23 protein-coding genes and 2 pseudogenes are annotated in these 24,169 nt (G+C 69.1%); 9 read left to right on the forward strand and 16 right to left on the reverse strand.

The genetic code is table 11. The features are described 5' to 3' along the window. Positions 1 to 76 precede the first annotated feature (76 nt). A complete protein-coding gene (gene serA / locus DSC_RS08635) occupies positions 77 to 1,315 on the forward strand; it encodes a phosphoglycerate dehydrogenase (RefSeq protein WP_014160780.1) in 1,239 nt (412 codons plus the stop codon). Positions 1,316 to 1,451: 136 nt separating this feature from the next. On the opposite strand, the gene DSC_RS08640 is transcribed toward serA, so the two are convergent. Continuing rightward, the gene (locus DSC_RS08640; RefSeq protein ID WP_425476590.1) at positions 1,452 to 2,072 is read right to left on the reverse strand and encodes an NUDIX hydrolase; all 621 of its coding nucleotides are present in this window, start codon (positions 2,070 to 2,072) and stop codon (positions 1,452 to 1,454) included. Positions 2,073 to 2,180: 108 nt separating this feature from the next. Between DSC_RS08640 and DSC_RS08645 the strand changes: the two genes are divergently transcribed. From DSC_RS08645 to mtnC, 4 genes are all read left to right on the forward strand, one after another. After that, complete coding sequence (locus tag DSC_RS08645; protein ID WP_014160782.1) at positions 2,181 to 3,728, forward strand: amino acid permease; 1,548 nt, start codon at positions 2,181 to 2,183, stop codon at positions 3,726 to 3,728. Positions 3,729 to 3,807: 79 nt separating this feature from the next. Beyond that, positions 3,808 to 4,449, forward strand: coding sequence for a methylthioribulose 1-phosphate dehydratase (locus DSC_RS08650; protein ID WP_014160783.1), 642 nt, complete (start codon positions 3,808 to 3,810; stop codon positions 4,447 to 4,449). Positions 4,450 to 4,541: 92 nt separating this feature from the next. Further along, on the forward strand, positions 4,542 to 5,099 hold the full coding sequence (locus tag DSC_RS08655; protein WP_014160784.1) for a 1,2-dihydroxy-3-keto-5-methylthiopentene dioxygenase: 558 nt from the start codon (positions 4,542 to 4,544) through the stop codon (positions 5,097 to 5,099). Next, positions 5,099 to 5,803, forward strand: coding sequence for an acireductone synthase (gene mtnC / locus DSC_RS08660; RefSeq protein ID WP_014160785.1), 705 nt, complete (start codon positions 5,099 to 5,101; stop codon positions 5,801 to 5,803). Before DSC_RS08655 ends, mtnC begins: the two co-directional genes overlap by 1 nt. A 194-nt stretch (positions 5,804 to 5,997) precedes the next feature. Here mtnC and uraH read toward each other — a convergent pair whose 3' ends face one another. From uraH to DSC_RS08705, 9 genes are all read right to left on the reverse strand, one after another. After that, complete coding sequence (gene uraH / locus DSC_RS08665; RefSeq protein WP_014160786.1) at positions 5,998 to 6,333, reverse strand: hydroxyisourate hydrolase; 336 nt, start codon at positions 6,331 to 6,333, stop codon at positions 5,998 to 6,000. Beyond that, positions 6,330 to 7,748 (reverse strand): FAD/NAD(P)-binding protein, encoded by a 1,419-nt coding sequence (locus tag DSC_RS08670; RefSeq protein WP_014160787.1) that lies wholly within the window; start codon positions 7,746 to 7,748, stop codon positions 6,330 to 6,332. The genes uraH and DSC_RS08670 overlap by 4 nt, the downstream gene beginning before the upstream one ends. Next, entirely contained in the window at positions 7,745 to 8,125 is a 381-nt protein-coding gene (hpxZ, locus tag DSC_RS08675) for an oxalurate catabolism protein HpxZ (protein ID WP_122227654.1), read from the reverse strand. The genes DSC_RS08670 and hpxZ overlap by 4 nt, the downstream gene beginning before the upstream one ends. A gap of 14 nt (positions 8,126 to 8,139) precedes the next feature. Next, positions 8,140 to 9,333: a pyridoxal-phosphate-dependent aminotransferase family protein gene (locus tag DSC_RS08680; RefSeq protein WP_425476618.1), complete on the reverse strand. Its 1,194-nt coding sequence runs from the start codon at positions 9,331 to 9,333 to the stop codon at positions 8,140 to 8,142. Positions 9,334 to 9,370: 37 nt separating this feature from the next. Beyond that, a complete protein-coding gene (locus tag DSC_RS08685) occupies positions 9,371 to 10,594 on the reverse strand; it encodes an allantoate amidohydrolase (RefSeq protein WP_238527722.1) in 1,224 nt (407 codons plus the stop codon). Positions 10,595 to 10,620: 26 nt separating this feature from the next. Next, positions 10,621 to 12,207, reverse strand: coding sequence for a gamma-glutamyltransferase family protein (locus DSC_RS08690; protein ID WP_014160791.1), 1,587 nt, complete (start codon positions 12,205 to 12,207; stop codon positions 10,621 to 10,623). Beyond that, positions 12,207 to 13,640 carry an AtzE family amidohydrolase gene (locus DSC_RS08695; RefSeq protein ID WP_014160792.1) on the reverse strand — a complete coding sequence of 478 codons (1,434 nt, stop codon included), beginning with the start codon at positions 13,638 to 13,640 and terminating at the stop codon, positions 12,207 to 12,209. The genes DSC_RS08690 and DSC_RS08695 overlap by 1 nt, the downstream gene beginning before the upstream one ends. Before the next feature lie 322 nt (positions 13,641 to 13,962). Continuing rightward, positions 13,963 to 14,928, reverse strand: coding sequence for a PDR/VanB family oxidoreductase (locus tag DSC_RS08700; protein ID WP_014160793.1), 966 nt, complete (start codon positions 14,926 to 14,928; stop codon positions 13,963 to 13,965). Between the two features lie 5 nt (positions 14,929 to 14,933). Further along, on the reverse strand, positions 14,934 to 15,995 hold the full coding sequence (locus DSC_RS08705) for an aromatic ring-hydroxylating oxygenase subunit alpha (protein WP_014160794.1): 1,062 nt from the start codon (positions 15,993 to 15,995) through the stop codon (positions 14,934 to 14,936). A gap of 154 nt (positions 15,996 to 16,149) precedes the next feature. Here DSC_RS08705 and DSC_RS08710 point away from each other — a divergent pair, with 154 nt between their 5' ends. Continuing rightward, positions 16,150 to 17,109, forward strand: a complete 960-nt coding sequence (locus DSC_RS08710; protein WP_014160795.1) for a LysR family transcriptional regulator — start codon at positions 16,150 to 16,152, stop codon at positions 17,107 to 17,109. A gap of 194 nt (positions 17,110 to 17,303) precedes the next feature. Here the strand turns inward: DSC_RS08710 and DSC_RS08715 are convergent, their stop codons facing one another. The 4 genes and pseudogenes from DSC_RS08715 to DSC_RS08730 all read right to left on the reverse strand — a co-directional run bounded on the left by DSC_RS08715 (position 17,304) and on the right by DSC_RS08730 (position 19,959). Next, positions 17,304 to 17,615, reverse strand: a complete 312-nt coding sequence (locus DSC_RS08715) for a type II toxin-antitoxin system RelE/ParE family toxin (RefSeq protein WP_014160796.1) — start codon at positions 17,613 to 17,615, stop codon at positions 17,304 to 17,306. Between the two features lie 4 nt (positions 17,616 to 17,619). Further along, positions 17,620 to 17,889: a type II toxin-antitoxin system Phd/YefM family antitoxin gene (locus DSC_RS08720; protein ID WP_014160797.1), complete on the reverse strand. Its 270-nt coding sequence runs from the start codon at positions 17,887 to 17,889 to the stop codon at positions 17,620 to 17,622. Positions 17,890 to 18,181: 292 nt separating this feature from the next. Further along, positions 18,182 to 18,628, reverse strand: coding sequence for a transposase (locus tag DSC_RS16085; RefSeq protein ID WP_337998569.1), 447 nt, complete (start codon positions 18,626 to 18,628; stop codon positions 18,182 to 18,184). Between the two features lie 407 nt (positions 18,629 to 19,035). After that, positions 19,036 to 19,959, reverse strand: a pseudogene (locus DSC_RS08730) (LysR family transcriptional regulator). Between the two features lie 66 nt (positions 19,960 to 20,025). On the opposite strand from DSC_RS08730, the gene DSC_RS08735 reads away from it, so the two are divergent. Further along, positions 20,026 to 20,643, forward strand: a complete 618-nt coding sequence (locus DSC_RS08735) for a LysE family transporter (protein WP_014160800.1) — start codon at positions 20,026 to 20,028, stop codon at positions 20,641 to 20,643. A 54-nt stretch (positions 20,644 to 20,697) separates the two neighbouring features. On the opposite strand, the pseudogene DSC_RS08740 reads toward DSC_RS08735, so the two are convergent. After that, a pseudogene (locus tag DSC_RS08740) lies at positions 20,698 to 21,606 on the reverse strand (IS4 family transposase); the annotation flags it as partial. A 438-nt stretch (positions 21,607 to 22,044) separates the two neighbouring features. Between DSC_RS08740 and puuE the strand changes: the two are divergent. Together puuE and uraD are read left to right on the forward strand one after the other, a co-directional pair. Further along, positions 22,045 to 22,980 (forward strand): allantoinase PuuE, encoded by a 936-nt coding sequence (gene puuE / locus DSC_RS08745; RefSeq protein WP_014160802.1) that lies wholly within the window; start codon positions 22,045 to 22,047, stop codon positions 22,978 to 22,980. After that, positions 22,977 to 23,486: a 2-oxo-4-hydroxy-4-carboxy-5-ureidoimidazoline decarboxylase gene (gene uraD, locus DSC_RS08750; protein WP_014160803.1), complete on the forward strand. Its 510-nt coding sequence runs from the start codon at positions 22,977 to 22,979 to the stop codon at positions 23,484 to 23,486. The genes puuE and uraD overlap by 4 nt, the downstream gene beginning before the upstream one ends. A 38-nt stretch (positions 23,487 to 23,524) precedes the next feature. Here the strand turns inward: uraD and hisIE are convergent, their stop codons facing one another. Further along, a complete protein-coding gene (hisIE, locus tag DSC_RS08755) occupies positions 23,525 to 24,154 on the reverse strand; it encodes a bifunctional phosphoribosyl-AMP cyclohydrolase/phosphoribosyl-ATP diphosphatase HisIE (protein WP_014160804.1) in 630 nt (209 codons plus the stop codon). Positions 24,155 to 24,169 lie beyond the last annotated feature (15 nt).

A 24,169-nucleotide genomic window follows, 5' to 3' on the forward strand; every position in this document is an offset into this window, starting at 1 on the left:
CCAGCCGACCCAGCACGCCTGCGCGCCGGGCATCTGGCATAGTGGCGCCCCGCTTGGCACCCCCACTGCAACGTCCATGACGAAGAAGACCTCGTTCCCGAAGCAAGACATCCGCGTGCTGCTGCTGGAAGGCGTCAGCCAGACCGCGGTGGACACCTTCACCGCTGCCGGCTACAGCCAGATCGAATTCCACACCAAGTCGCTGCCCGAAGAGGAACTCAAGGCGCGCATCGCCGAGGCGCACATCGTCGGCATCCGTTCGCGCACCCAGCTGACCGCCGAGGTGCTCTCGCACGCGCGCCGGCTGATCGCGGTGGGCTGCTTCTGCATCGGCACCAACCAGGTGGACACCGAGGCGGCCGAGCTGGCCGGCATCCCGGTGTTCAACGCGCCCTATTCCAATACCCGCAGCGTGGCCGAACTGGTCATCGCCGAGTCGATCATGCTCATGCGCGGCATCCCGCAGAAAAACGCGCAGTGCCATCGCGGCGGCTGGTCCAAGTCGGCCGCCGGCAGCCATGAAGTGCGCGGCAAGACCTTGGGCATCATCGGCTATGGCCACATCGGCACCCAGGTCGGGGTGCTGGCCGAGTCGCTGGGCATGAAGGTGATCTTCCACGACATCGAAACCAAGCTCTCGCTGGGCAACGCCAGCCCGGCGCTGAGCCTGGAAGACCTGCTGCAGCGCGCGGACGTGGTCACCCTGCACGTGCCGGAAACCGCGGCGACCAGGGACATGTTCGGCGCCGCCCAGATCGCCGCGATGAAGAAGGGCGCGCACCTGATCAACGCCTCGCGCGGCACGGTGGTGGACATCGATGCCCTGGCCGAAGCGCTCAGGTCAGGCCATCTCGGCGGCGCGGCGGTGGACGTGTTCCCGGTCGAGCCCAAGGGCAACGGCGATGTATTCGTGTCGCCGCTGGCCGGCCTGGACCAGGTGATCCTGACCCCGCACGTGGGCGGCAGCACCCTGGAAGCGCAGGACAACATCGGCATCGAGGTCGCCGCCAAGCTGGTGCGCTACAGCGACAACGGCAGCACCCTGTCGGCGGTGAACTTCCCCGAAGTCACCCTGCCCGGCCACGAAGGCAGCCGCCGCATCCTGCACATCCACCGCAACGTGCCCGGCGTGCTGTCGCAGATCAACGACGTGTTCCGCGACCAGGGCATCAACATCGACGGCCAGTTCCTGCGCACCGATGCGCAGGTGGGTTACGTGGTGATCGACGTCACCGCCACCGAGGCGCAGACCACCGTGTTGAAGGATGCGCTGGCCGCGATCGATGGCACCTTGCGGGTGCGCACCCTGTATTGAGTCCTGCGCTTGCCCGACGGCCGCGGCGGCCGGGCAATCTCGCGATGTATCGCGACATCTCCTGCCCGTGGGAGCCGCTACAGCGGCGATGGCGCTTCACCGGTACAGCTGCATCGCCGCCATGGCCGCTCCCACGTCAATCGACAGCCGTAATCGCCTGGCGCTTGAGCCACTTGCGCGCCATGCGCCGCAGCGACCGGTCCTGCGCCTGGGCCACCTCGCCCACCGGCCGCCAGGCCAGATCGTGCGATTCCTCGCCGACCACGTAGTCCTCGCGGTCCATGGCATGGACCACGTAGCGCACATCGAAATGCCAGTGGCCCGGCACGTCCCCGCGTGCGGGGATCCAGTGCCGGTCCAGGTCGAAGATCGCCTGCCCGTCCACCCGCAACCCAACGATGCCCGACTCTTCCAGCGCCTCGGTCAAGGCGACCCGGGCCAGGTCCGGATCGCCGTCGGCATGGCCGCCCGGCTGCAGCCAGCGGTCCAGCTTGCAGTGGTGGGTCAGCAGGGTGCGCTGGCCGTCGGCCGAGACCAGCCAGGCCGAGCCGGTGAAATGTCCCTCCAGGCGCGCGCGCACGAAGGGATCGGCCTGCCCGAGCAGTTCGCAAAACCCGGCACGGTCGGCCTGCTCGGCCGGCCAGCGGCGGAAATAGTCGTCAAGCTGCGCCGCCAGGCGCGCGCGGAGGATGTCGGGCATCACGGGTCTCGCGAGGAAGCGGGCCGCGCCATTGTCACCGGCTGGCCATGGGCGCAAGGTAACTTGTGCAACCGACAGTATGCCGGGTAAGGTTCAGCGGCCGTATCCGCGCGCCGAGGGGGCAAGCGGGTCCTTTCCGCTCTTAACCTTCTGGGGAAATCCGCGATGCTGTTCTGGCGCGTCAAGCCGCTTGAGAAAATCCTCGCCACCGCCGAGAAGAAGGCGCTCACGCGCCAGCTCGGTGCGTTCCAGCTGACCATGCTGGGCATCGGCGCCGTGATCGGCACCGGCATCTTCGTGTTGACCGCAGAGGCGGGCCAGAAAGCAGGCCCCGGCCTGATGATCGCCTTCGTCATCGCCGCGATCGTCTGCGCCCTGGCGGCGCTGGCCTACGCCGAACTGGCCGCCATGGTCCCGGTCGCCGGCTCGGCCTACACCTACACCTACGGCGTGCTGGGCGAACTGCTGGCCTGGATCGTGGGCTGGGCGCTGGTCCTGGAATACGCGGTGGCCGCCGGCGCGGTCGCGGTGGGCTGGTCCGGCTACATGAACGGGCTGCTCGACAGTGCCGGCTACGGATTGCCCATGGCCATGAAGGCCGGCCCGCAGGCCGGCGGCGTGTTCAACCTGCTGGCCTGTGGCATCGCGCTGCTGATCACCGGCCTGCTGGTGCTGGGCACCAGCAAGAGCGCCTGGGTCAACGCGGTGCTGGTCACCCTGAAGATCATCGCCCTGATCACCTTCATTGCCATCGCGGTGCCGGCCTCGCAGGACAGCAACTTCCAGCCGTTCCTGCCGACCGGCTGGGGCAGCCCGATGGGCGGGGTGGGCGTGCTGGGCGCGGCCGCGTCGATCTTCTTTGCCTACGTGGGCTTCGACGCGGTCTCCACCGCGGCCGAGGAAACCAGGAACCCGAACCGCAACATCCCGATCGGGCTGATCGGCTCGCTGGTGATCTGCACCATCTTCTACATGCTGGTCGGCTATGGCGCGGTCGGTTCGATGGGCGCCCAGCCGCTGTTCGACGCCACCGGTGCCGCCCTCGCCCCCGGCAGCAAGGAGTTCGCCGCGGCCTGCGCCCTGCCCCAGCACGCCCAGGCGCTGGTCTGCAGCCATGAGCCGCTGGCCCACGTGCTGCGCGTCCTGGGCTGGAGCAAGGTCGGCAATGCCATCGGCATCGTCGCCGCGCTGGCCCTGCCGACCGTGATCCTGATGATGATCTACGGCCAGACCCGCATCTTCTTCACCATGTCGCGCGATGGCCTGCTGCCGGCCCGGCTGTCCAAGGTGCACCCGAGGTTCCACACCCCGCACATCATCACCATGATCACCGGCGTGTTCGTGGCCCTGTTCGGCGCGATGTTCCCGGTCGGGATGCTGGCCGACATCTCCAACTCGGGCACGCTGTTCGCCTTCATCATGGTGGCGCTGGGCGTGCTGATCCTGCGGGTCAAGCAACCCAACCGCCCGCGTCCGTTCCGCACCCCGTTTGCCTGGCCGATCTGCATCCTGGCCATCGCCGGCTGCCTGCTGCTGTTCGTGAACCTGTCCGGCTACACCATCGCCCTGTTCTTCATCTGGGCAGCGATCGGCCTGGTGGTGTACTACCTGTACGGCTACAGGCGCAGCCACATGATCCCGGGCAACGAGCCGGCGGAAGACGGCGAGGGCATGCCGCCGGAGCCGGTCTTCCACGAGGGTCCGCAGGCCTGATCGGTCAACGGCCTGCACACGGGGAAGCAAAAACGGCGCGCTCACCCGCGCCGTTTCTGTATCCGGGTAAAATCGAGCCATGAACGCCCTGCCCTACGATGCCGCGCGCCTGGCTGTGCTGGCCGAGGAGATCACCACCAACGTGGCCGAACTGGCCGCCCTTGGCTGGACCCCGGCCACCAGCAGCAACTTTTCCCGACGCCTGGACGATGGCCATGTGGCAATCACCGTCTCCGGCGCGGACAAGGGCCGCATGGGCCGCGAGCACATCATGGTGGTGGATCTGCAAGGCACGCCGGTGGCCAGCGACCAGCGCCCCTCGGCCGAGACCCTGCTGCACACCCGGCTGTACCAGCGCCTGCCGCAGGTCGGCTGCGTGCTGCACACCCATTCGCCGGTGCAGACCATCGCCTCACGCCTGTACGCCGGCGCCGGCCAGGTCCGCCTGGAAGGCTACGAGCTGCTCAAGGCCTTCCACGGCAACAGCACCCACGAGGCGGCGGTGGATGTGCCGGTCTTTGCCAACACCCAGAACATGAAGGTGCTGGCCGCCCAGGTCGATGCGCTGCTGGACCAGCAACCCCTGTGGGGCTACCTGATCGATGGCCACGGCCTGTATGCGTGGGGCCGGGACATGGCCCAAGCCCGCCGCCACCTGGAAGCCTTCGAGTTCCTGCTCCACTGCGAGCTGGAACTGCGCAAGCTCGGCTGTCGCACCTGAGGTCCGGCCGCAGCGTTGCACCGTGGCAACGTTGTCGGCAGTTTGCACTTGCTACCCTTTGCACCGGTTTTCGCCTTCGCCAGGAACCTGCCATGAGCCGTCTTCGCATCTTCGACCACGCCGACCCGGCCACGCCGCTGCTGGCCAGCAACGACCCGGACCTGATCGCCGCCGAACTGAAGAAAATCGGGGTGCTGTTCGAGCGCTGGCAGGCCTCCAAGGAAGTCGCTCCCGGCGCCACGCCCGAGGAAGTGATGGAGGCCTACCGCGCCGACATCGACCGCCTGGTGAACGCGCGCGGCTTCAAGTCGGTGGACGTGATGAGCATCGCCCCGGACAACCCCAAGCGCGCCGAGCTGCGGACCAAGTTCCTGGACGAGCACTACCACAAGGAGGACGAAGTGCGCTTCTTCGTCGCCGGCTCGGGCCTGTTCACCCTGCACGTGGACGACAAGGTCTACGAGATCGAGTGCGTGCGCAACGACCTGATCGCGGTGCCCGACGGCACCAGGCACTGGTTCGACATGGGGCCTGAGCCCAGCTTCGTGGCGATCCGCTTCTTCACCGAGCCCGATGGCTGGGTCGGGCATTTCACCGGCGAGAGCATTGCCGCGCGCTTCCCGCGCTACACCCCGGGCCAGCCGGGCTGATGGGCACCGTCGTCCTGGCGATCCTCACCGACATCGAGGGCACCACCAGCAGCATTTCCTTCGTCAAGGACGTGCTGTTTCCCTACGCCCGGCGCGCGCTGCCGGCATTCGTCGCCGCGCACGGCGGCCAGCCGCAGGTGCGCGCGCTGCTGGATGCGGTCGCGGCCGAAACCGGGGCGGCCGACGACCAGGCGATCGTGGCGGCGCTGCAGGACTGGATCGACCAGGACCGCAAGCACACCGCGCTCAAGGCATTGCAGGGCCTGATCTGGGAAGCGGGCTACCGCGAGGGCGAGTTCACCGCGCACATGTATCCCGACGCGGTCCAGGCGCTGCAGCGCTGGTACGCCGAAGGCCTGGCGCTGTACGTGTACTCCTCCGGCTCGGTGGCCGCGCAGAAGCTGCTGTTCGGCCACTGCGAGGCTGGCGACCTGACCCCGCTGTTTTCCGGCTGGTTCGATACCGAAGTGGGCGGCAAGCGCGAGCGCACCAGCTATGCACGGATCGTCGAGCGCATTGGCGTGGCGGCGGGCGAGATCCTGTTCCTGTCCGACGTGGTGGCCGAGCTGGACGCCGCGCGCCAGGCCGGGCTGCAGACCGTGCTGGTGGATCGGGTCGAGGACTACCCGCAGCCGCGCAGCGCGCAGGAAACCAACGGCCATCGGCGGGTGACCAGCTTCGACCAGATCGTGCCGGCCGCCTGAGAGGCTGAGAAAAAATCGCCCGCCTACTGCGACCGTCGCCAAACGCCCGTGCCGGCGGCGCGCTGCGGGCAAATCCGGGTCATTTGGCTCACCAAACTCCCCGGATTTGCCCCCAACGCACCTTGTCACGAACGCTTGGCGGCGCTCTCGCTACGGCGGTCGAATTTTTCTCAGCCTCTGAACCTGCGCGAGCCTCAGCTGCCGCGATAGGTCGAATAGCCGAACGGCGACACCAGCAAGGGCACGTGGTAATGGCCCTGGGCGGTGAGCCCGAACTCCAGCGGGATCTGGTCCAGGAACGGCGGCTCGGGCAGTTCCACGCCGGTTGCGCGGAAATAGTCGGCCACCGCGAACACCAGCCGGTAGCGGCCTGCCTGCAGGGCCAGGGTCTTCAGCCCCGGGCAGCGCCCGTCGGCATCGGTCTGCCCCTGCCACAGGACGCTGCCGGCCGCGTCGGACAGGCGCACCGCCACGCCCGCGGCCGGGCCACCGCGGCTGGTGTCGAGCACGTGGGTGGAAAGGGTGGTCATGCCGCCGACCCCTGCAGCGGCCACTGGCCGGTGAATTCCTCCTCGTCGAAGGCCAGAAAGTCATCCAGCGCGGCCTGGCGGTCATCGACGAACAACTGGTTGGCCACCGCCTGGGCCAGGCGCGGCAGCGCGTATTTGAGGCCGGACAACGCCGCGGCCGACAGCCCCAGGTTGATCAGGGCCGAGTAGTTGAAGGCAAACAGCCCGTGCAGCGCGGCGGCATCTGCCGGCGTGCGCGGCTGCAGTTCGAAGCCCGGGCCCAGGTAGGGATGCGCGTCCAGCAGCGGGTTGGCGATCTCCGCCGGTGCGCTGTAGCGGTCGCGCCAGCGGGCGATGGCCGGCGCGATGGCGGCCAGCTCCGGGCGCAGGTCCGGATCGGTCACAAGGCCGGTGGCGATGGCCAGGAAGTCGAACTCATGCTCGCCCTGCGGCGTGGTCACCACCGCGCGGCCATCGCGCTGCCCCAGGTCCAGCCACGGCGCGCCCAGGTGCAGGTGAAAGCCGGGCATGGCCGCGGCGCGGGCGAAGGTGTCGTTGGTCGGCGGTTGGTTGCGGGCGAAGAAACTCGCCATCAGCGCGTACTTGTCCGCGTCGGGCAGCGCGGCAAAGCGCGCGATGATCCCGGCCTGCTCCATGTGCCGGATCGGGTTGACCCGCGGCAGCTGTGCACGGCGCACGAACACATGCGCCTGGGCCACCCCGCGCTGCAGCGCGTACTGGGCGTTGTCGAACGCGGAGGCACCGGCGCCGAGGATGCCGATGCGCTTGCCGGCCAGGGCGTCGTAGTCCAGCGGCCCGGAGGTGTGCGCGTACAGCGATGGCGGCAGCCGCTCGGCGACCAGCTTCGGCACCACCCATTGGCCGCCGCCCTGGATGCCGGTGGCCAGGACCACCTTGCGCGCCAGCAGCGTCTGGCCGTCCTGCAGGTGCAGGCGGTGCAGGCCAATCTCGGGCAGCGGTTCGAGCCGTTCCAGGCTGGTGTCGTTGCGCACCGGCAGGGCCAGCACGCGCCGGTACCAGCACAGGTAGGCCATCCAGTCCTGGCGCGGGATCTTGTCCAGCGCCTGCCAGCCCTGCACGCCGTGCTGGGCTTCCCACCAGGCGCGGAAGGTCAGCGATGGCAGCCCCAGATCGATCGAGGTCAGGTGCTTGGGCGTGCGCAGGGTGAGCATGCGCGCGTAGCTGAGCCACGGGCCTTCGCGCCCTTGCGGGTTCTCGTCGATCACCAGCAGGTTGGACACCCGCTCGCGCATCAGGGCGAAGGCCGCGCCGAGCCCGCTCTGGCCGCCGCCGACGATCACCACATCAAAGACGTGACCGTCGCCGTGCGTGCGCGGCCGGGTCCAGTCCGGCCTGCCATGGTCCAGGCAGGCCAGGTCGTGGGCCAGCCGCGCCTGCAGATCGGCCAGGCTCATGCGTGGCGGCCCTCCAGCGAGATGTGCGCGGCAACCACCTTCCAGCCATCGGCAAAGCGCACCCAGCTCTGGCTCTGGCGGCCGCGGCCGGTGCTGCCTTCGCGGAAGAATTCGGCGTTGGCGGTGGCGAAATCGCGCCCGAAGGTGGCGATCTCCACCCGCGCCAGGGTGCGCTGCGGCGAGCCACCACGGCCGATGCGGAACGCGCGGATCGCCTCGATCCCGTACAGCACCTCGCCCACGCCGTAGCGCACGGTGCTCGGCGCGGCATGGAACAGCGCATCCAGCGCGGCGAGATCATCGGCCATCAGCGCCCGTTCGTAGGCGTCGAACGCCGCGCGCACCTGGGCCACCACCGCCGGGTCGTTGAGCGCCATGCCCTGGCCTGCGCTCATGCGGACAGTTCCGCGTTCCATGCCGCCAGCGCCGCTTCCACCGCCACGCCGGCCGGCGCAGCGAAGCCTTCGGCGCGCAGGACCGTTTCCAGCGCGCCCAGGGTGATCAGGACCTTGTGCTTGGCCGCGTTGTAGCCCATCGCGCCAATCCGCCAGAGCCGGCCCTGCAGCGGGCCGAACGCGCTGCCGATCTCGATCTGGAAATCCTCGCGCATGCGCCGGCGCACCGCTTCGCCATCGACGCCGGCCGGGATCACGAGGCCGGTGACGTTGCTCATGCGATGGCGGTGATCGCCGAACACCTCCAGCCCCAGCGCACGCGCGCCGGCGGTGACCGCGCGGCCAGCGGCGCGATGGCGCGCACAGCGGTTTTCCAGGCCTTCCTGCAACACGATGCGCGCGCACTCGCGGGCGCCGTAGAGCATGGTGGTGGCCTCGGTGTGGTGGTTCAGGCGCTTGTCCGACCAGTAGTCCATGACCATGGCCAGGTCGAAATAGTTGGAGCCGATGCGCGGGCCTTCACCATCGTCCAGGTCATCGCGCACGATGCCGCGCTCCACGTGCCGGCGCGCGAAGATGCGTTCGGCCGCCGCCTCGGACAGGGTGATCGGCGCCGAACCGGACGGCCCGCCCAGGCATTTCTGCAGGCCGCCGCTGACCACGTCCACGGCCCAGCGGTCGGCAGCCAGTTCCATGCCGCCGATGGTCGCGGTGGCGTCCACGTAGGACAGCGCGCCGTACTTGCGGCACAGCGCGCCGAAGCCTTCCAGCGGCTGGGCCATGGTGGTGGAGGTGTCGCCGTGGATGGTGGCCACCAGCGAGGGCCGCACCCGCTTGAGGGCGTCCTCGATGGCATCCAGTTCGACGACCTGGCCCCAGGGCGCGCTGACGGTTTCGATCCTGGCCCCGATCCGCGCCAGGATCTCGCCCAGCAGCAGGCCGAAGCGGCCGAAGTCCACCACCAGCACCGTCTGTCCCGGCGCCACCAGCGATACCAGCGCCGCCTCGATCCCGGCCCGGGCGGTGCCATCGACCAGGAAGGTCTGTTGATTCTGCGTGCCGAAGATCGGCCGATACAGCGCCATGACCTCGTTCATGTACGCGGTCATCTCCGGATCGAACTGGCCCAGCAGGTCGGCGGACATGGCGCGCAGCACGCGCGGATGGGCATTGACCGGGCCCGGGCCCATCAGCAGGCGCTGCGGCGGATCGATCTCGGCAAAGACTTCAGGTGCCACGGGTTGCTCCCAATCGTTCGATGAAATCCAGCATCGCCGCCACGGCCACGCCGGCGTCGGCCGCGTGCGCGCGCTCGGCCGGGTTGTGCGAGATGCCGCCGTCGCAGCGGACGAACAGCATGGCGGTCGGGCACAGCGCACGCATCACCATCGCATCGTGCCCGGCCCCGGACACCAGCCGGTACGGGGCGATGTCCTGCGCGGCCACCGCCTGTTCCAGCAGCGCGATGAAGTGCACATCGCACGGGCTGGCGGGCAGGTCCTGCACCTGGATGGCCTGGACCTGCACCCCGCGCGCGGCGGCGATGGCCTGGAACCGGCCCAGGATCTGCGCCGCCCCCGCATCGCGGGTGGCGTCGTCGCCGGCGCGCACGTCCAGCGAGAACGGCACCTGCCCGGGCACGACATTGGTCGCGCCGGGCAGCACCTGCAGCCGGCCGACGGTGGCGACCAGGTCGCTGTCGTCGGCACGCGCGATGGCTTCGACCGCCAGCACGCATTCGGCCGCCGCCGCCAGCGCATCGGCGCGCAGCGGCATCGGCGAGGTGCCGGCATGGCCGGCGCGTCCGGTCACGGTGACCTCAAAGCGCAGCTGCGCGGCGATGCCGGTGACCACGCCCAGCGCCAGGCCCTCGGCTTCCAGCACCGGGCCCTGTTCGATATGGGCTTCGAGATAGCCGATGACCTGTTCGGGCCTGCGCGCAGCCTCGGCGATCCGGGCCGGGTCGAGCTGCCAGCCACGCAAGGCCTCGGCCACCGACACGCCGGCCGCATCGACGATCCCGTCCAGCGCCTCGGCCGACAGCGTGCCGGCCATCGCGCGACTGGTGAACATCGAAGCGGGAAAGCGCGAGCCCTCCTCGTCGCCGAAGGCGATCACCTCGATGGCAAACGGCAGCCGCGTCCCCGACGCCTGCAGCGCGGCCACGCATTCGATGCCCAGCATGATCCCGAGCGGGCCGTCGTAGCGGCCGGCGTCGCGCACGCTGTCCAGGTGGCTGCCGATCAGCAGCGCCGGGGCGTCCGGCATGTTGCCTTGGTAACGGCCGACCAGGTTGCTGGCCGCATCGATGCGCGTGGCCATGCCGGCCTGGCCCATCCACTGGGCCACCTTGTCCTGCGCGGCACGGTGGGCGGGCGTGAGCCAGGCGCGATACAGGCCGGTGTGCGAGTCGCTGTACGGCGCCACGCCCAGCGCATCGCAGCGGGCGATGGCGCGTTGCCCTGCGGCCTGCAGATCTACCATCCGGCCACCACCCCGTCGCTGCGTGGATCGCTGGCGCCGCTGAGGGTGCCATCGGCTTCGCGCACCAGGGCGCCGGCGTGGCCCATCACCGAGGTATGGGCCGGCAGCAGTTCGACCACATGGCCGGCAGCGCGCAGCGCCTGGATGAGCTCGGGCGCGAAGCGGTCCTCCAGCTTCAGCGAGGTGCTGTCCTCGCCCCAGGTGCGGCCCAGCAGCCAGCGCGGCGCGCTCACCGCCTGCTGCAGCGGCATGCCGAAGCGCGCATAGCGGCTGAAGATCGCCGCCTGGGTCTGCGGCTGGCCTTCGCCGCCCATGGTGCCGTAGCTCATCACCCGGCCATCGTCGAACACCGCCAGCGCCGGGTTGAGCGTGTGGAACGGCTTGCGCCCAGGCTTGAGCGCATTCCAGCCATCGGCGGCCAGGCCGAAGCTGCAGCCGCGGTTCTGCCAGGTGATCCCGGTCGCCGGCAGCACCAGCCCGGAGCCGAATTCGAAATACGTGGACTGGATGCAGCTCACCGCCTGGCCGCGCCCATCGATCGCGCCGAACCAGGTGGTGTCGCCGGCCTGCGCGGGCTGGGGCCACGGCAGGGCGCGGGCCGGGTCGATGCGCGCGGCCAGGCCGTCCAGGGCGGCGGCATCGTCCAGCAGCGCCTGCGGATCGAGCGACATCCAGGCCGGGTCGCCGACATGCGCATCGCGGATCAGGAACGCCTGCTTGGTCGCCTCGACCAGGCCATGCACGTGCGCGAAGCCCTCACCCTGCTGCACCTGCAGGCGCTCGAACAGCGCCAGGATCAGCAGCGAGGCCAGGCCCTGGGTCGGCGGCGCGTGGTTGTACAGCGTGGCCTGCTCCAGGCGCACGTGCAGCGGGGTGCTGGCCTGCGCGCGGTGGGCCTGCAGGTCGGCCAGCGCCAGCGGACTGCCCAGCGCGGCCAGGTCGGCGGCGATGGTCCGGGCCAGCGCGCCGCGGTAGAAATCGTCCAGGCCGGCGCGGGCCAGCTGCGCCAGCGTGTCGGCCAGCCGCGGCTGGCGCAGCAGCTCGCCCTCGCGCAGCGCACGGCCATCCGGTTCGAACGTGGCCGCGTAGGCACCGGGCTGCGCGCGCAGCTCGGCGCCCTTGGCCGCGGCGACCTGGGCGCCGCCAGCGGTCACCGGCACCCCGGCGCGGGCGTGCGCGATCGCCTCCTCCAGCAGCCGCGCCAGCGGCAGGCGGTTGCCTTCGCCGGCCAGCGCCAGCGCCAGCGCCCAGCCGGAGACCGTACCGGCCACCGTGTTGGCCGCGCCCGGACCGCGCCAGGGGATCCGGGTCTGGCCCGCGTAGAAGGCCAGCGTCGCCGCCTGGGCGCTGCGCCCGCAGGCATCGATGGCATGCACCCGGCCGTCGGCTTCGCGCACCAGCCAGAAGCCGTCGCCACCGATCCCGGTCATGTGCGGATACACCACCGCCAGGGTCGCGGCCATGGCCACGCAGGCTTCGACCGCGCTGCCGCCCTCGCGCAGCACATCGCGCCCGGCGTGCGCTGCCAGGTGGTGCGGGGCCACCGTCATGCCGCGGCGCGCGCGCAAGGTGTGCAGCATCAGGCCTGGCCCTCGACCGGCGGTGCGCTGACCCCGGTCAGGCCGATGGCCTCCAGCTGCCGGGCCAGCGCAAACAGGCGATCCTCGCGCCCCGGCGCAGCCACCAGCTGCACGCCCAGCGGCAGCCGTCCCGGGCGATGCAGCGGCACCGCCAGCACCGGGCAGCCGGCCAGGCCCAGCGGCTGGGTGAACATGCCCAGGTTGGCGCGCGCGGAGACCTGCTGGCCATCGACCTCGATGCTCGCCTGGTCGATGCGCGGGGCCACGCACGGCACCGCCGGTGCGATCAGCACATCCAAGTGCTGCCACAGCCGCGCCATCGCCTGGCCGAACCATTCGGCGAAGCGCTGCACCTGCAGCCAGTGTTCGGCCGGCTGCAACAGCCCGGCCAGCAGGCGGTCGCGCACCGCGGGATCGAAGCCATCGGGGTTGGTGCGCAGCGCCTGGCGGTGCAAGAAACCACCTTCCATCGCGGTCATCACGAACGCGGCCCGGCGCGACTGCTCGGCCTGCGGCAGCTCCACCGGGCCGGAAATCTCCAGCGCGGCGCTGATGCCATCCAGCCCGGCGCGCAGGTCCGGATCGAGATTGCGCGCGAACCAGCCGCCCAGGCGCGCGATCCGCAGGCCGGCCACATCGATCTTCGCCAGGGCGGTGTCCGCCATCACTTCATGCACGGTCTGCAGCAGGTCCAGCGACCGCGCAAACGGGCCGGCCACATCCAGGGCCTGGACGAACGGAAACACCCCTTGCAGCGGCACCTGCCCATGCGTGCTGCGCAGGCCATAGATCCCGCACAGCGCCGCCGGCACGCGGATCGACCCGTTGGTGTCCGAGCCCAGCGCGAACTGCACCAGGCCTGCGGCGACCGCCGCCGCCGAGCCGCCGGACGAGCCGCCGGCCAGGCGCGCCGGATCGTGCGGGTTGCGGGTCGTGCCAAAGTGCGCGTTGACCGTGGCAAAGCCGTAGGCGAATTCGTCCATGTTGGTCGTGCCCACCAGCACCGCGCCGGCGGCCTTGAGCCGGCGCACCACTTCGGCATCGCGCGCGGCAGGGGCAGCGTCCACGCGCATGGCCGCGCCGGCCGTGGTCGGCAGGCCCTGCACGTCGAACAGATCCTTGACCGCGAACGGCACCCCGGCCAGCGCGCCCTCGGCCGGCGTGCGAACACCCTGCCCGCTGGGGTCCACCGCGAAGATGCGGGTGAAGGCCATCAGCGCGGGATTGCGCGCGTGCAGCTGTTCGATCAGCGCCGCGTGCTCGCCGCCGACCGTATTGGCGGGCGTGGCGGCGTCGGTTTCATGGGTCGCGGGCAGCTCGGGCGCGAAGCCTGCCAGCGCGCTGGTGTATTCGGCCAGCAGCGCCAGGTTCTGGACCACGCCCGGACGGTGGCGCGGATCGAGGTCAGCGGCGGCGGCTGATGCAAGGCTCATGCGAAAACAAGATCCGGTCGGGTCAGTGCAGGCTTGGTCCCAGCCCTGCGCAGCAGGGGAAGGCTAAAGAGCATTCGGGCCCCCTCCCCTGCAACGTGTAGGGCTGGGGAACATTCTGGCCCCCTCCCCTGCGCAGCAGGGGAGGGCTGGGGAGGGGTTGCTTTTGCTTGCGCCGTGCAGCCAGAGCAAGAGCGACCCCACCCCGGCCCTCCCCTTTGCTGCGCAAAAGGCAGGGGGCAAAAAGTGCGCCGCTTGGATGCCGTGAGCTGCATCATGCCCGCAGCCGGCGCGCGGCGCAGACCCCAATGTGCGCCAGCCACGCTCACAGCGCCAGGACCAGCCGCGGGCTGTGGCTGCGCGAGCAGCACAGGGTCATCTGCCGGTTGCTGCGTTTTTCCTGCGCGCTCTGCACGCTGTCGCGGTGGTCGGGGATGCCATCGACCACATCGGTCAGGCAGGCGCCGCACATGCCCATCTCGCACGACAGGCTCAAGCTCACGCCGGCTTCCTGCAGCACCGCGGCGATGGTCCGGCCCGGGGGGATGGCGAAGACCTGGCCGGACGATGCCAGTTCGACCTCGAAACCGGTGTCGTCACCGTCGCCCTGCACGATGGCCGCCGGCGGCGCAAAGGCCTCGCTGTGGATGCGCTCGGCCGCCCAGCCGCGCGCGCGCGCCGCGGCGGCGATGTGTTCCATGAAGGCGGCCGGGCCGCACAGGTAGAGCTGATGGTCCGCCTCGCCGGCCTGCAGCGCCGCGGGCAGGTGCTGGCGCGCGTGGCGGCCCTCATCGCCACAATGCACCTGCACATGCTGCGGGCCGAGCCGTTCCTGCAGCAGGCGTTCGAAGGCCACTTCGCTGCGGCTGCGGGTGTAGTAATGCAGCTCGAAGGACGCGCCCCGTGCGTGCAGCTGCTGGGCCATGGCCAGCAGCGGGGTGACCCCGATGCCGCCGGCGACCAGCACGTGGTGCGCGCCCGGTTGCAGCGCGAACAGGTTGCGCGGCGCGGAGATGGTCAGCGTATCGCCCACGCGCAGGCGTTCGTGCACGCAGGCCGAGCCGCCGCGCGAGGCCGCTTGGCGCCGCACGCACAGCACGTAGCGCGACAGGTCGGCCGGGGTACTGGCGATCGAATATTGGCGCACCAGCCCGCCGGGCAGGTGCAGGTCCACATGCGCCCCGGCCTCGAACGCGGGCAACGGCGCGCCATCGGCCGAGACCAGCTCCAGGGCCATGTTGCCCGCGCCCTGGCGGCTCATCGCATCCACGATCACCGGCAGCAGGGCCATGGCGATCAGGCCAGGAAGAACGCGCCAAAGCCCATTTTCTTCAGGCCGCGGCGATAGGCGATGGAACTGCGGTCGGCGGGAATGTGCGCCTCCAGCGCCATGTCCAGCGGCAGGCGCTCGGGCTTCTGCATCTCGACCATGGCCCGGTCCTCCTCGAACACCCGCAGGTTGAAGGCGTGCACCTCCTCCACCGGCTGGGCCAGGTTGAAGTTGCGTGCGATCGGCACGAACAGCCGGGTCTTGCGCGCCGACATCGGGCTGGCGCAATTGAAGATCACCAGCCGGTCCTGGCCCGGGAAATGGATGGTCAGCGAGGCGGTGAACGGCAGGTGGGTCTCGAACCTGCGCAGCCAGGCAAAGTCTGCCGGCGCCAGGTGGCGAAAACCCTCGCCGTAGTTGCTGACGCTGCTGATGTAGTCGGCGCGGAAGCCGTGTTCGGTTTCCACCGTCGTGTAGTCCGGCACCCGCTGGTTGTCCGGGTCGGCGAAGGTGCCGGTGTGGATCCAGGCAAAATGCGCCACGTCCAGGAAGCCTTCCATCTGGCGCCCGGCAAAGCCGTTGATGTCGAAGGCCGGGCAGTTGATCTGCTGGAAGCCGGCATCGTCCCAGTGCGGCATCACCGGCAGCGGCGCCGGCGACTGCGGATCGGGCGCCAGGCAGGTCCAGACCAGGCCGTAGCGCTCCACCGCCGGATAGGTTGTCAGGTGCAGCTTGGCCGGGATCGGCCTGTCCGGGCTGGACGGCACCCGGTTGCAGCGCCCGCCGCTGCCAAAGCGCAGGCCGTGGTATGGACACACCACGCCCTGGTCATCGTGGCGGCCCATGCTCAACGGCACGCCGCGGTGCGGGCAGACATCGCGCGCCACCACCACTTCGCCCGCCACCCGATACAGCACCAGGGGCTCGTCCAGCAGCATGGCCTGGTGCGGGGCGCCGGTGACCTCGGCGGCATTGGCCACCGGGAACCACTGGCGCGCCAGCAGCTGCCAGTCCGGTTCGGTGAAGGTGCAGTTGGGCGGCAGCGCGCTGTACGGATTTGCGGGGTGAGCGGCGGCAGTGGCGGACATGCGGGGCAGGCGACCTGATGGCGCCGGGACCATGGACCCACGGGAGCGTGGCCATGGCGAACCGGAGGAACGCGTCCACCTTGCTGCCCGCCCGTGTTGCAGTCTATAAGAGATTTTGCAGCTCCCCGTTGCAAAAAACAGAACAGGCCAGGCCATGCTGCCCTTCTCCCGTTTCGCCAGCTACTTCATCGAGGTCGCCGCCCAGGGCAACCTGCGCAAGGCCGCCGAGGTGCTGCACGTCTCGGCTTCGGCGATCCACCGGCAGATCCAGGGCGCCGAGCAGCAGCTGGAAACCGAGTTGTTCGAACGCCTGCCCACCGGCATGAAGCTCACCACCGCCGGCGAGCTGCTGCTGGACGATCTCACCCGCTGGCGCAAGGAACACGCCCGCACGCTGGAGCGCGTGGGCGACCTGCGCGGGCTGCGCCGCGGCCACGTCAGCATCGCCCTGATCGATGCCCTGAGCGAAGGCTTCGTGCCGCAGCTGCTGGCCGAGCTGACCTGCGAATATCCCGGCTTCTCCTTCGACCTGCGCGTGGTCAAGAACCGCATCGCCAGCGAGCTGGTGGCCGCGGCCGAAGTCGACTTCGGCCTGCTGCTGGACCCGGTCGAGCACGGCAACCTGGAAGTGCGCGCGGCCATCGAGGTGCCGGTGGGCGCGGTCCTGCCGCCCGCTCACGCCCTGGCCGGCGAGAAGACCCTGGCCATGAGCCGGCTGCTGGACGAACGCCTGCTGGTGCCGGCCGCGCCGCTGGTGATCGAGGAGCGCACCCGCAGCCTGTACCTGCGCCACGGCGTGGACCCGCGCCGGGTCACCACCTGCAACGACACCCGCCTGATCCGCTCGCTGATCCGCGCCGGCGGCGGCGTGGGCGTGCTGAGCCTGGTGGACGTGGCCCACGATGTCGAACAGGGCACCCTGGCCTTCGTCCCCCTGCACGGCTGGCAGGCGCGCCCCCTGCAGCTGGCCGTGTGCACCGCCCCGCGCCGCCAGCCCAGCCGCGCCGCCCAGCTGGTGCTGGCGAGGATGGTGGCTGCGCTGCAGGAATTGCCGGAGCGGCTGGTGGGGAAGTCGGGGAAGAAGGTCGCGGCCAGAAAGACTCACAGCGGCTGAAAGCACCAGAAAGACTCACAGCGGCTGAAAGCAAAAGCGCCCGCTTTGTTCGTCATTCCCGCGAAGGCGGGAATCCAGGAACTTCGATTTCTTCGTCATTCCCGCGAAGGCGGGAATCCAGGGACTTCGATTGGCTCCCAGAGATGGGAAGAGGGAAAGTGCACTCTGACCCTGAGGTATCGCATCGCCCACGCTCAGGGTGCGTCTTCGTCTGGCACGTCGAGCAGGCGCTCACTGCGCCAGACCCGAACCACGCGCACCTGCTTCAGGTCACGCCGATAGACGATGCGAAACGGTGGCCGGATCAGCTCGCGCAGAAAAGGCTGGTCGAACTCGGGGACGATACGCCCAAGGTCCGGATGATCGGCGAGTGCCTCGATGCGCGTGACGGTTTCGCCGAGCAAGCGCTCGCCCACTTCAGGCACACCCCGTTCGGCGTACCACGCCCGTATCGACTCTAGATCGACCAGCGCGGATTCGGCGAGCCGGACGGCAACCTTGGCCACGCCGCTACTTCAAACCGAGCCGCGCCTTGGCCTGCGCCAATGACAGCTCCCGGCCCGCCTCGAGGTCGGCGAGACCGGCAACGACCGCCCGCATGAATGCGCGTTCCTCTTCGGCCGTCTCGTAGTCGCGCATCGACTGCACCACGGCCACGCCGCGCCCGCGGCTGGTGAGCAGCACAGGGCGGTGCGCGTCCGCCGCATGCTTGACGACGCGGCCGGGGTTGACCTTCAGGTCGGTCAGCGGAATCACGTCCTCGGAGAACTTGGTGCCCATACCGGTATCCTCAAGGCTCTGTAGACAGGACCAACAATAGCACCCGTTCAAGAACCTATCCAACCCAATACGCCTGTAGGAGCGGCGTTCCCGCCGCGATCGGGCTTTCCCGGCGAACCAAGCCATCGGCCCGAGGGCGGGCCTCCTACAACCGGTGCCCGGCGCGCCCGTAGGCGCTGCCGAACGCCTGCGAAACGCTTCAGTTTGGCCTCCACCTGTGCCCGGAAACGATCGGTACCCAAAGCCCTTTGCTGTTATAGATAGGCTCGTATTTCGGCCACGACCTCATCCATCAACACCTCGGCAAACAGTGCGCGGTAGGCGGCCGCCCGATCTGCCGGGTCGTGGCCCAACGCCAGCATGACCGCATGCGGCGTCGCCCCTCCCATAGCGTCCCGCTACGCCCATGCCGGCCATGGAACAGGCCCGCATAGTTCCGTGCGAACGTTTGCATCATGCGCGACACCGCACCCGCTGCCGACGGCGTCATCAGCAGATGGACATGGTTGCTCATCAGCACATAGGCGTGCAGTTCGCACCCATAGCGAAGCAACCCCTGGTGCAGACATTGCAGGTAGCGTTGCCGATCCTCGTCATCGAGGAAACAGGGCATGCGGTTGTTGCCGCGCTGAACCACATGCTGCGGCACGCCGGCAAGATCGGGGCGCGGAAGTCCGACCATAGCGCCAGAGTCCCACTCTCCGCTCCCCTGCCATATCGGCGACCCACCCTTTCCCATGTCAGATTTCTCCGCTAATGGTGTATGCAGAAAAACGCGTCAGAGTAACTCTCATTCGAAAGTGTCTCTGACACCGTTTCTCACTGACACCGTTTCTCAGACACCGTTTCTCACTGGAAGGTCGGGGCCAGAAAGACTCCCAGCGGCTGAAAGCAAAAGCGCCCTGTTTGTTCGTCATTCCCGCGAAGGCGGAAATCCAGGGACTTCGATTGGCTCCCAGAGATGAGACAAGGGAAAGTGCACTCTGACCCTGAGGTATCTGAGATGAGAAAAGGGAAAGTGCACTCTGACCCGGAGGTATCTGTTCGTCATTCCCGCGAAGGCGGGAATCCAAGGACTTCGATTGGCTCCAAGAGATGAGAAGAGGGAAAGTGCACTCTGCCCCTGAGGTTTGCGCCCGATTTCGGCTATGCCAAAGCCCGCAGCCATGCCAGCAAATCGGCCTGCGGGCTATCGGGCTGCAAGGGCCGTGGCGACAACAGGCAATAGCGCGAGCCGTCCTCCACGAAACCCAGCGGCGCGGCCAGCACGCCGCTGTCCAAGTCGTCGCGCACCAGATGCCACGGGCCGACCGCCACGCCCAAGCCGGCTACGGCCGCCTGCAAGCTGAAATAGAAGTGCTCGAAGGTCTACCCCTTCGCATCGGGTGCGGGCTGGCCTGCGGCCGCCGCCCATTCCGGCCAAGCGCCCGGCCGCGTGCGCGTGTGCAGGCGCGGTGCGCTGGCCTTGAGCGCCGCGCCGGTCTTCTTCGTGGTGAACCAGGCCGTCACCTTGTCGGGGCGGCAGACCGGGCCGACCTGTTCCGCGAACAGGGGCTCGGCGTGGTAGCCCTCGGGCCAGGGGAAGTCGTCGCGGCGGATGGCCAGGTCGATGCCGCTGGCGAAGGAGAACGGCCCGCCACCGGCGACCAGGTGAACGTCGATCCCCGGATGCCGGGCCTGGAAGCCCGGCCAGCGCGGGATCAGCCAGCGCATCAGCAGCGTCGGCTCGCACGACAGCACCCAGCGCCGCCCCTGGCGGACGCTGGCGCGCAACTCGGCGACGGCCTGCCGCATCAGATCCAGCCCATTGCCCACGGCCCGCGCCAGCGTGCGGCCGGCATCGGTCAGGAACACGCGCCGGCTGCGCCGCTCGAACAGCGCCACGCCCAGCTCGTCTTCGAGCAGGCGCACCGCGCGGCTGACCGCGCCGTGGGTCAGGTGCAGCTCCTCGGCGGCCCGGCTGAAATTCTCCAGCCGGGCCGCCGCCTCCAAGCAGCGCAGGGCCAGCAGAGAAGGCAGACGCGCTTCGCTCGATGGTGATTCCAGCTCACCATTCCTGTCAGAAAACATCGTTATTCACCGGGAGATGTTGTCGGTACCATCTCGCTAATTCGTTGTTCTTCGACAGGATACGCCATGACCGAACTGATAGCTGTCATCACAATCACCTTGCTGGCCGTCATCAGTCCTGGGCCGGACTTTGCGATGGTCACGCGCAACAGCCTGATGCTCTCGCGCCGTGCCGGCGTGCTGACGGCCTTGGGCATCGGCCTTGGCGTGCTGGTGCATGTCACCTACACACTCGTGGGCGTGGGCTTGCTGATCCAGCAGTCGCTATGGCTGTTCAACACCATCAAGCTGGTCGGTGCCGTCTATCTGGTCTATCTGGGCGTGAAGATGCTGCGGGCCAAGCCCAGCGGCGCGCTGGCCAACAGCGCCGTGGCGCCACTGTCGGATGCGGCGGCCTTGCGTACCGGCTTCCTGACCAATGCGCTGAACCCCAAGACCACGGTGTTCATCGTCAGCCTGTTCATGCAGGTGGTGCGCCCCGACACGCCGCTGGCGGTGCAGGTCGGCTACGGCGCGTTCATCTCGGTGGCGCACATGGCCTGGTTCGGCCTGGTGGCGCTGTGCTTCTCGGCCGGCGCCGTACGGGATCGGCTGCTGGCCGTGCGCCATTGGATCGACCGTGCCTTCGGCGGGCTGCTGGTCGGCTTCGGTGTCTTGCTGGCGGTGGCGCGCGGGGCGCGCTGACCAAAAACGGTGTCGACCAAAAACGGTGTCAGAGACTGAGGTATCCCCACGTTTTCATGCCGGCGCGACCATCTTATCAAGCACGTGTTCCGGAAGTTCTCGCAGCCGCTGCAGCCACTTCCAGACTGGCTCCATGGGCCAACTTCGGGCCAGCGCTTCGCGGCCCACGCGCAGGGTCGAGTACAGCTTGCGCCGCCGTTTGGCCGGATACAGCCATTGGTCGATCCCGGTGGCCTCGCAGCCCAACCCGGCCAGCCACTGGGCGAAGCTGGCCAGGGCGTTGACCAGCAGCAGCAGATCCAGCCGACGGCGCTTGCGGGTCAAGCTGTCCTCGAAGCCATGGCCGTAGTGATGCGACTTCAGATCGCGGAAGGACGATTCGATCTGCATCCTGCGGCCATACAGCGTGACCAGTTGCCGTGCGCTCATGTGCGACAGACCGGGCGAGGCCACGATCAGCCACGGTTCGCGCTCCCGCGCGGCACATTGCCGGCTGAGCTTGCTGCGCGCCACGGTGCCATGCCGGGTGATGTGTTTGCGGCCCTTGGCCGGCTTGCGATAGACCGCCAGGCAGCACTCCAGCGGACAACTGCGATTGATGTGCATCGCAGGAAGCAGCCGGGGCTTGTCGCTGGCCGACGGATGCAGGGCCCGGCACGGAACCCATTGATCGTTGTGATCTTCCACTTCGACAGGCTTGACCAACGTGGTTCCTCGCAACCGCCCCACCCAGTCCCAACCCTGTGCGCAGACTGCCCGGAACCAGGGGCTGCGGAAGCCGGCGTCGGTGACCAGGATCGGCCGTGCATGCGCCGGTATCAGGGCCGCCAGGCGCTTGAGAAAGCATTTCTCCGCCGCAGGCGATCCCTGCTGCTTGCCTGGGAAGACCATATCCAGCACAGGCAGGGTGCGTCCACCGACCGGAACGGCCGCACGCAGCAGGCACCCGGAACTGGGGTCCGGAACTGGGGGTCAGAGTGCACATTCACGCAGGCCCCCACGTAGCCAGCGCTGGGCGATAGCCAATTTGGCGTTCGCCATCAGCATTGTGCATCGCACCAGCCCCGGCCCAGTTCTTGGCTTGTCCCCGTTGAGCATGCCCGATGTCCCGCGCACTGCCCTCGCCTTCTCCGATCGATGCGGTGCCGCCGGCCGGTCCTGGTTCCTGCTCGCCATTCAGCACGTCGTGCTGATGTGTGCCGGGCGGTGGCGGTGCCATTGGTCGTGGCGGGCGCCGATACCGCCTTCCTGCTCAACGCCGACCTGTTCCGCTGCAGACTGGCCACGCCGGTGCAACCAGACCCAGATCGCGCCAGACTGCGCGCAAGCCGCGCGCCTTTCCATGTGCGGTCGGTTGTTCCTAAAGTGGGTTTCCCGCCCCGCCCTGCGTGACCCGTCCCGATGCCCGATGACGCCTATCCCCGCGACCTGATCGGCCATGGCCGCCACCCGCCGTTCGCCGACTGGCCGGGCAAGGCCAGGATCGCGGTGCAGTTCGTGCTCAATTACGAGGAGGGCGGCGAGAACAACGTGCTGCATGGCGATGCCGGTTCGGAGCAGTTCCTGTCCGAGATCGTGGGCGCGGCCAGCTATCCGGCGCGGCACATGAGCATGGAGTCGATCTACGAATACGGCTCGCGGGTGGGGGTGTGGCGGATCCTGCGCGAGTTCGAGCGACGCGGCCTGCCGTTGACCGTGTTCGGCGTGGCCATGGCGCTGCAGCGCAATCCGGAAGCCACCGCGGCGTTCGTCGAACTGGGCCACGAGATCGCCAGCCACGGCTGGCGCTGGATCCACTACCAGGACATGGACCCGGCGCTGGAACGCGCGCACCTGGAGCGCGCGGTGCAACTGCATGCGCGCCTGACCGGCAGCGCGCCGCTGGGCTGGTACACCGGCCGCGACAGTCCCAACACCCGCCGGCTGGTGGTCGAACACGGCGGCTTTGCCTATGACGCCGATTACTACGGCGACGACCTGCCGTTCTGGACCCGGGTCGAAACCTCCAGCGGCGAGCGCAAGCCGCACCTGGTGGTGCCCTACACGCTGGACGCCAACGACATGCGCTTTGCCACGCCGCAGGGCTTCAACACGGCCACGCACTTGTTCGAGTACCTGCGCGACAGCTTCGATGCGCTCTATGCCGAAGGCGAGGAGGCGCCGAAGATGCTCTCGATCGGCATGCATTGTCGGCTGCTCGGTCGGCCCGGGCGCATCGTGGGCCTGCAGAAGTTCCTGGACCACATCGCAAGACACGACCGGGTGTGGGTGTGCCGACGGATCGATATCGCCAACCACTGGCGGCAGCGGCACCCGTTCGTGGAAGCGGCGGCATGATCGCCCTGGCCGAGCTCAACGCACTGCCCGCCGATGCCTTCATCGGCGCGCTGCAAGGCATCTTCGAGCATTCGCCGTGGGTGCCGGCCGGCGCGGCGGACAGGCGGCCTTACCCCTCGCGCGATGCCCTGCACGCGGCCATGTGCGCGGTGGTGCGCGAGGCCGGCCTGGAGGCGCAGCTGGGCCTGATCCGCGCCCATCCCGAACTGGCTGGCAGGGCCGCCATCGCCGGTGGGCTCACCGCCGCATCGGCCAGCGAACAGCGCGGCGCCGGCCTGGATCAATGCAGCGCCGACGAATACGCCGAGCTGGTGGACTTGAACCACCGCTACCGCCAGCGCCACGGCTTCCCCTTCATCCTGGCCGTGCGCGGCCACACCCGTACCAGCATCATCGCCTCCCTGCGCGAGCGGCTGGCGCGCGACACGCCGACCGAGATCGCCGAATGTCTGCGCCAGATCGAGCGGATCGCCGCGCTGCGCCTGGCCGACCTGGTCCGGGAATGACTCGTGCAAGGCCGCTTCAGCGGCGGCGGCCAAGCACCTCAGCGCGGATCATGCCGCTGCTGCAGCACGGCCACCGCATCGGCCAGCGACAGGCCGCGCGCGCGCAGCAGCACGGTCAGGTGGTAGAGCAGGTCGGCGCTTTCGCCGAGCAGGTCGGCATCCTCCTGCGCCACCGCGGCCAGCGCGGTTTCCACGCCTTCCTCGCCCACTTTCTGGGCGATACGGCGGATGCCGCCTTCGAACAACCTGGTCGTGTAGCTGCCGGCGGGCTTTTGCGCATGGCGCTGGGCGATCAGCGCGTCCAGCTCGGCCAGGAACGCGATACCGCCCGATGCAGGCGTCTCCACGCCCGGCGCGGCGGCGAAACAGCTGGGCCGCTGCAGGTGGCAGGTATCGCCGTGCGGACGCGCCAACACCAGCAGCGTGTCGGCATCGCAGTCGATCTGCACGTCGACCAAATCCAGGAAATGCCCGGAGCTCTCGCCCTTGGTCCACAGCCGCTGCTTGCTGCGGCTGAAGAAGGTGACATGGCCGGTGCTGCGGGTGACCTGCAGCGCCTCGGCGTTCATGTAGCCCAGCATCAGCACGCGCAGCGTGTCGGCGTCCTGGACCACGGCCGGCAACAATCCATCGCCCTTGGCCCAGTCCAGCGTGTCGGTCGTGCTCATGATTCGGATCCAGTC

Origin of the sequence: Pseudoxanthomonas spadix BD-a59 (assembly GCF_000233915.3) — a bacterium.
GTDB lineage: Bacteria > Pseudomonadota > Gammaproteobacteria > Xanthomonadales > Xanthomonadaceae > Pseudoxanthomonas_A > Pseudoxanthomonas_A spadix.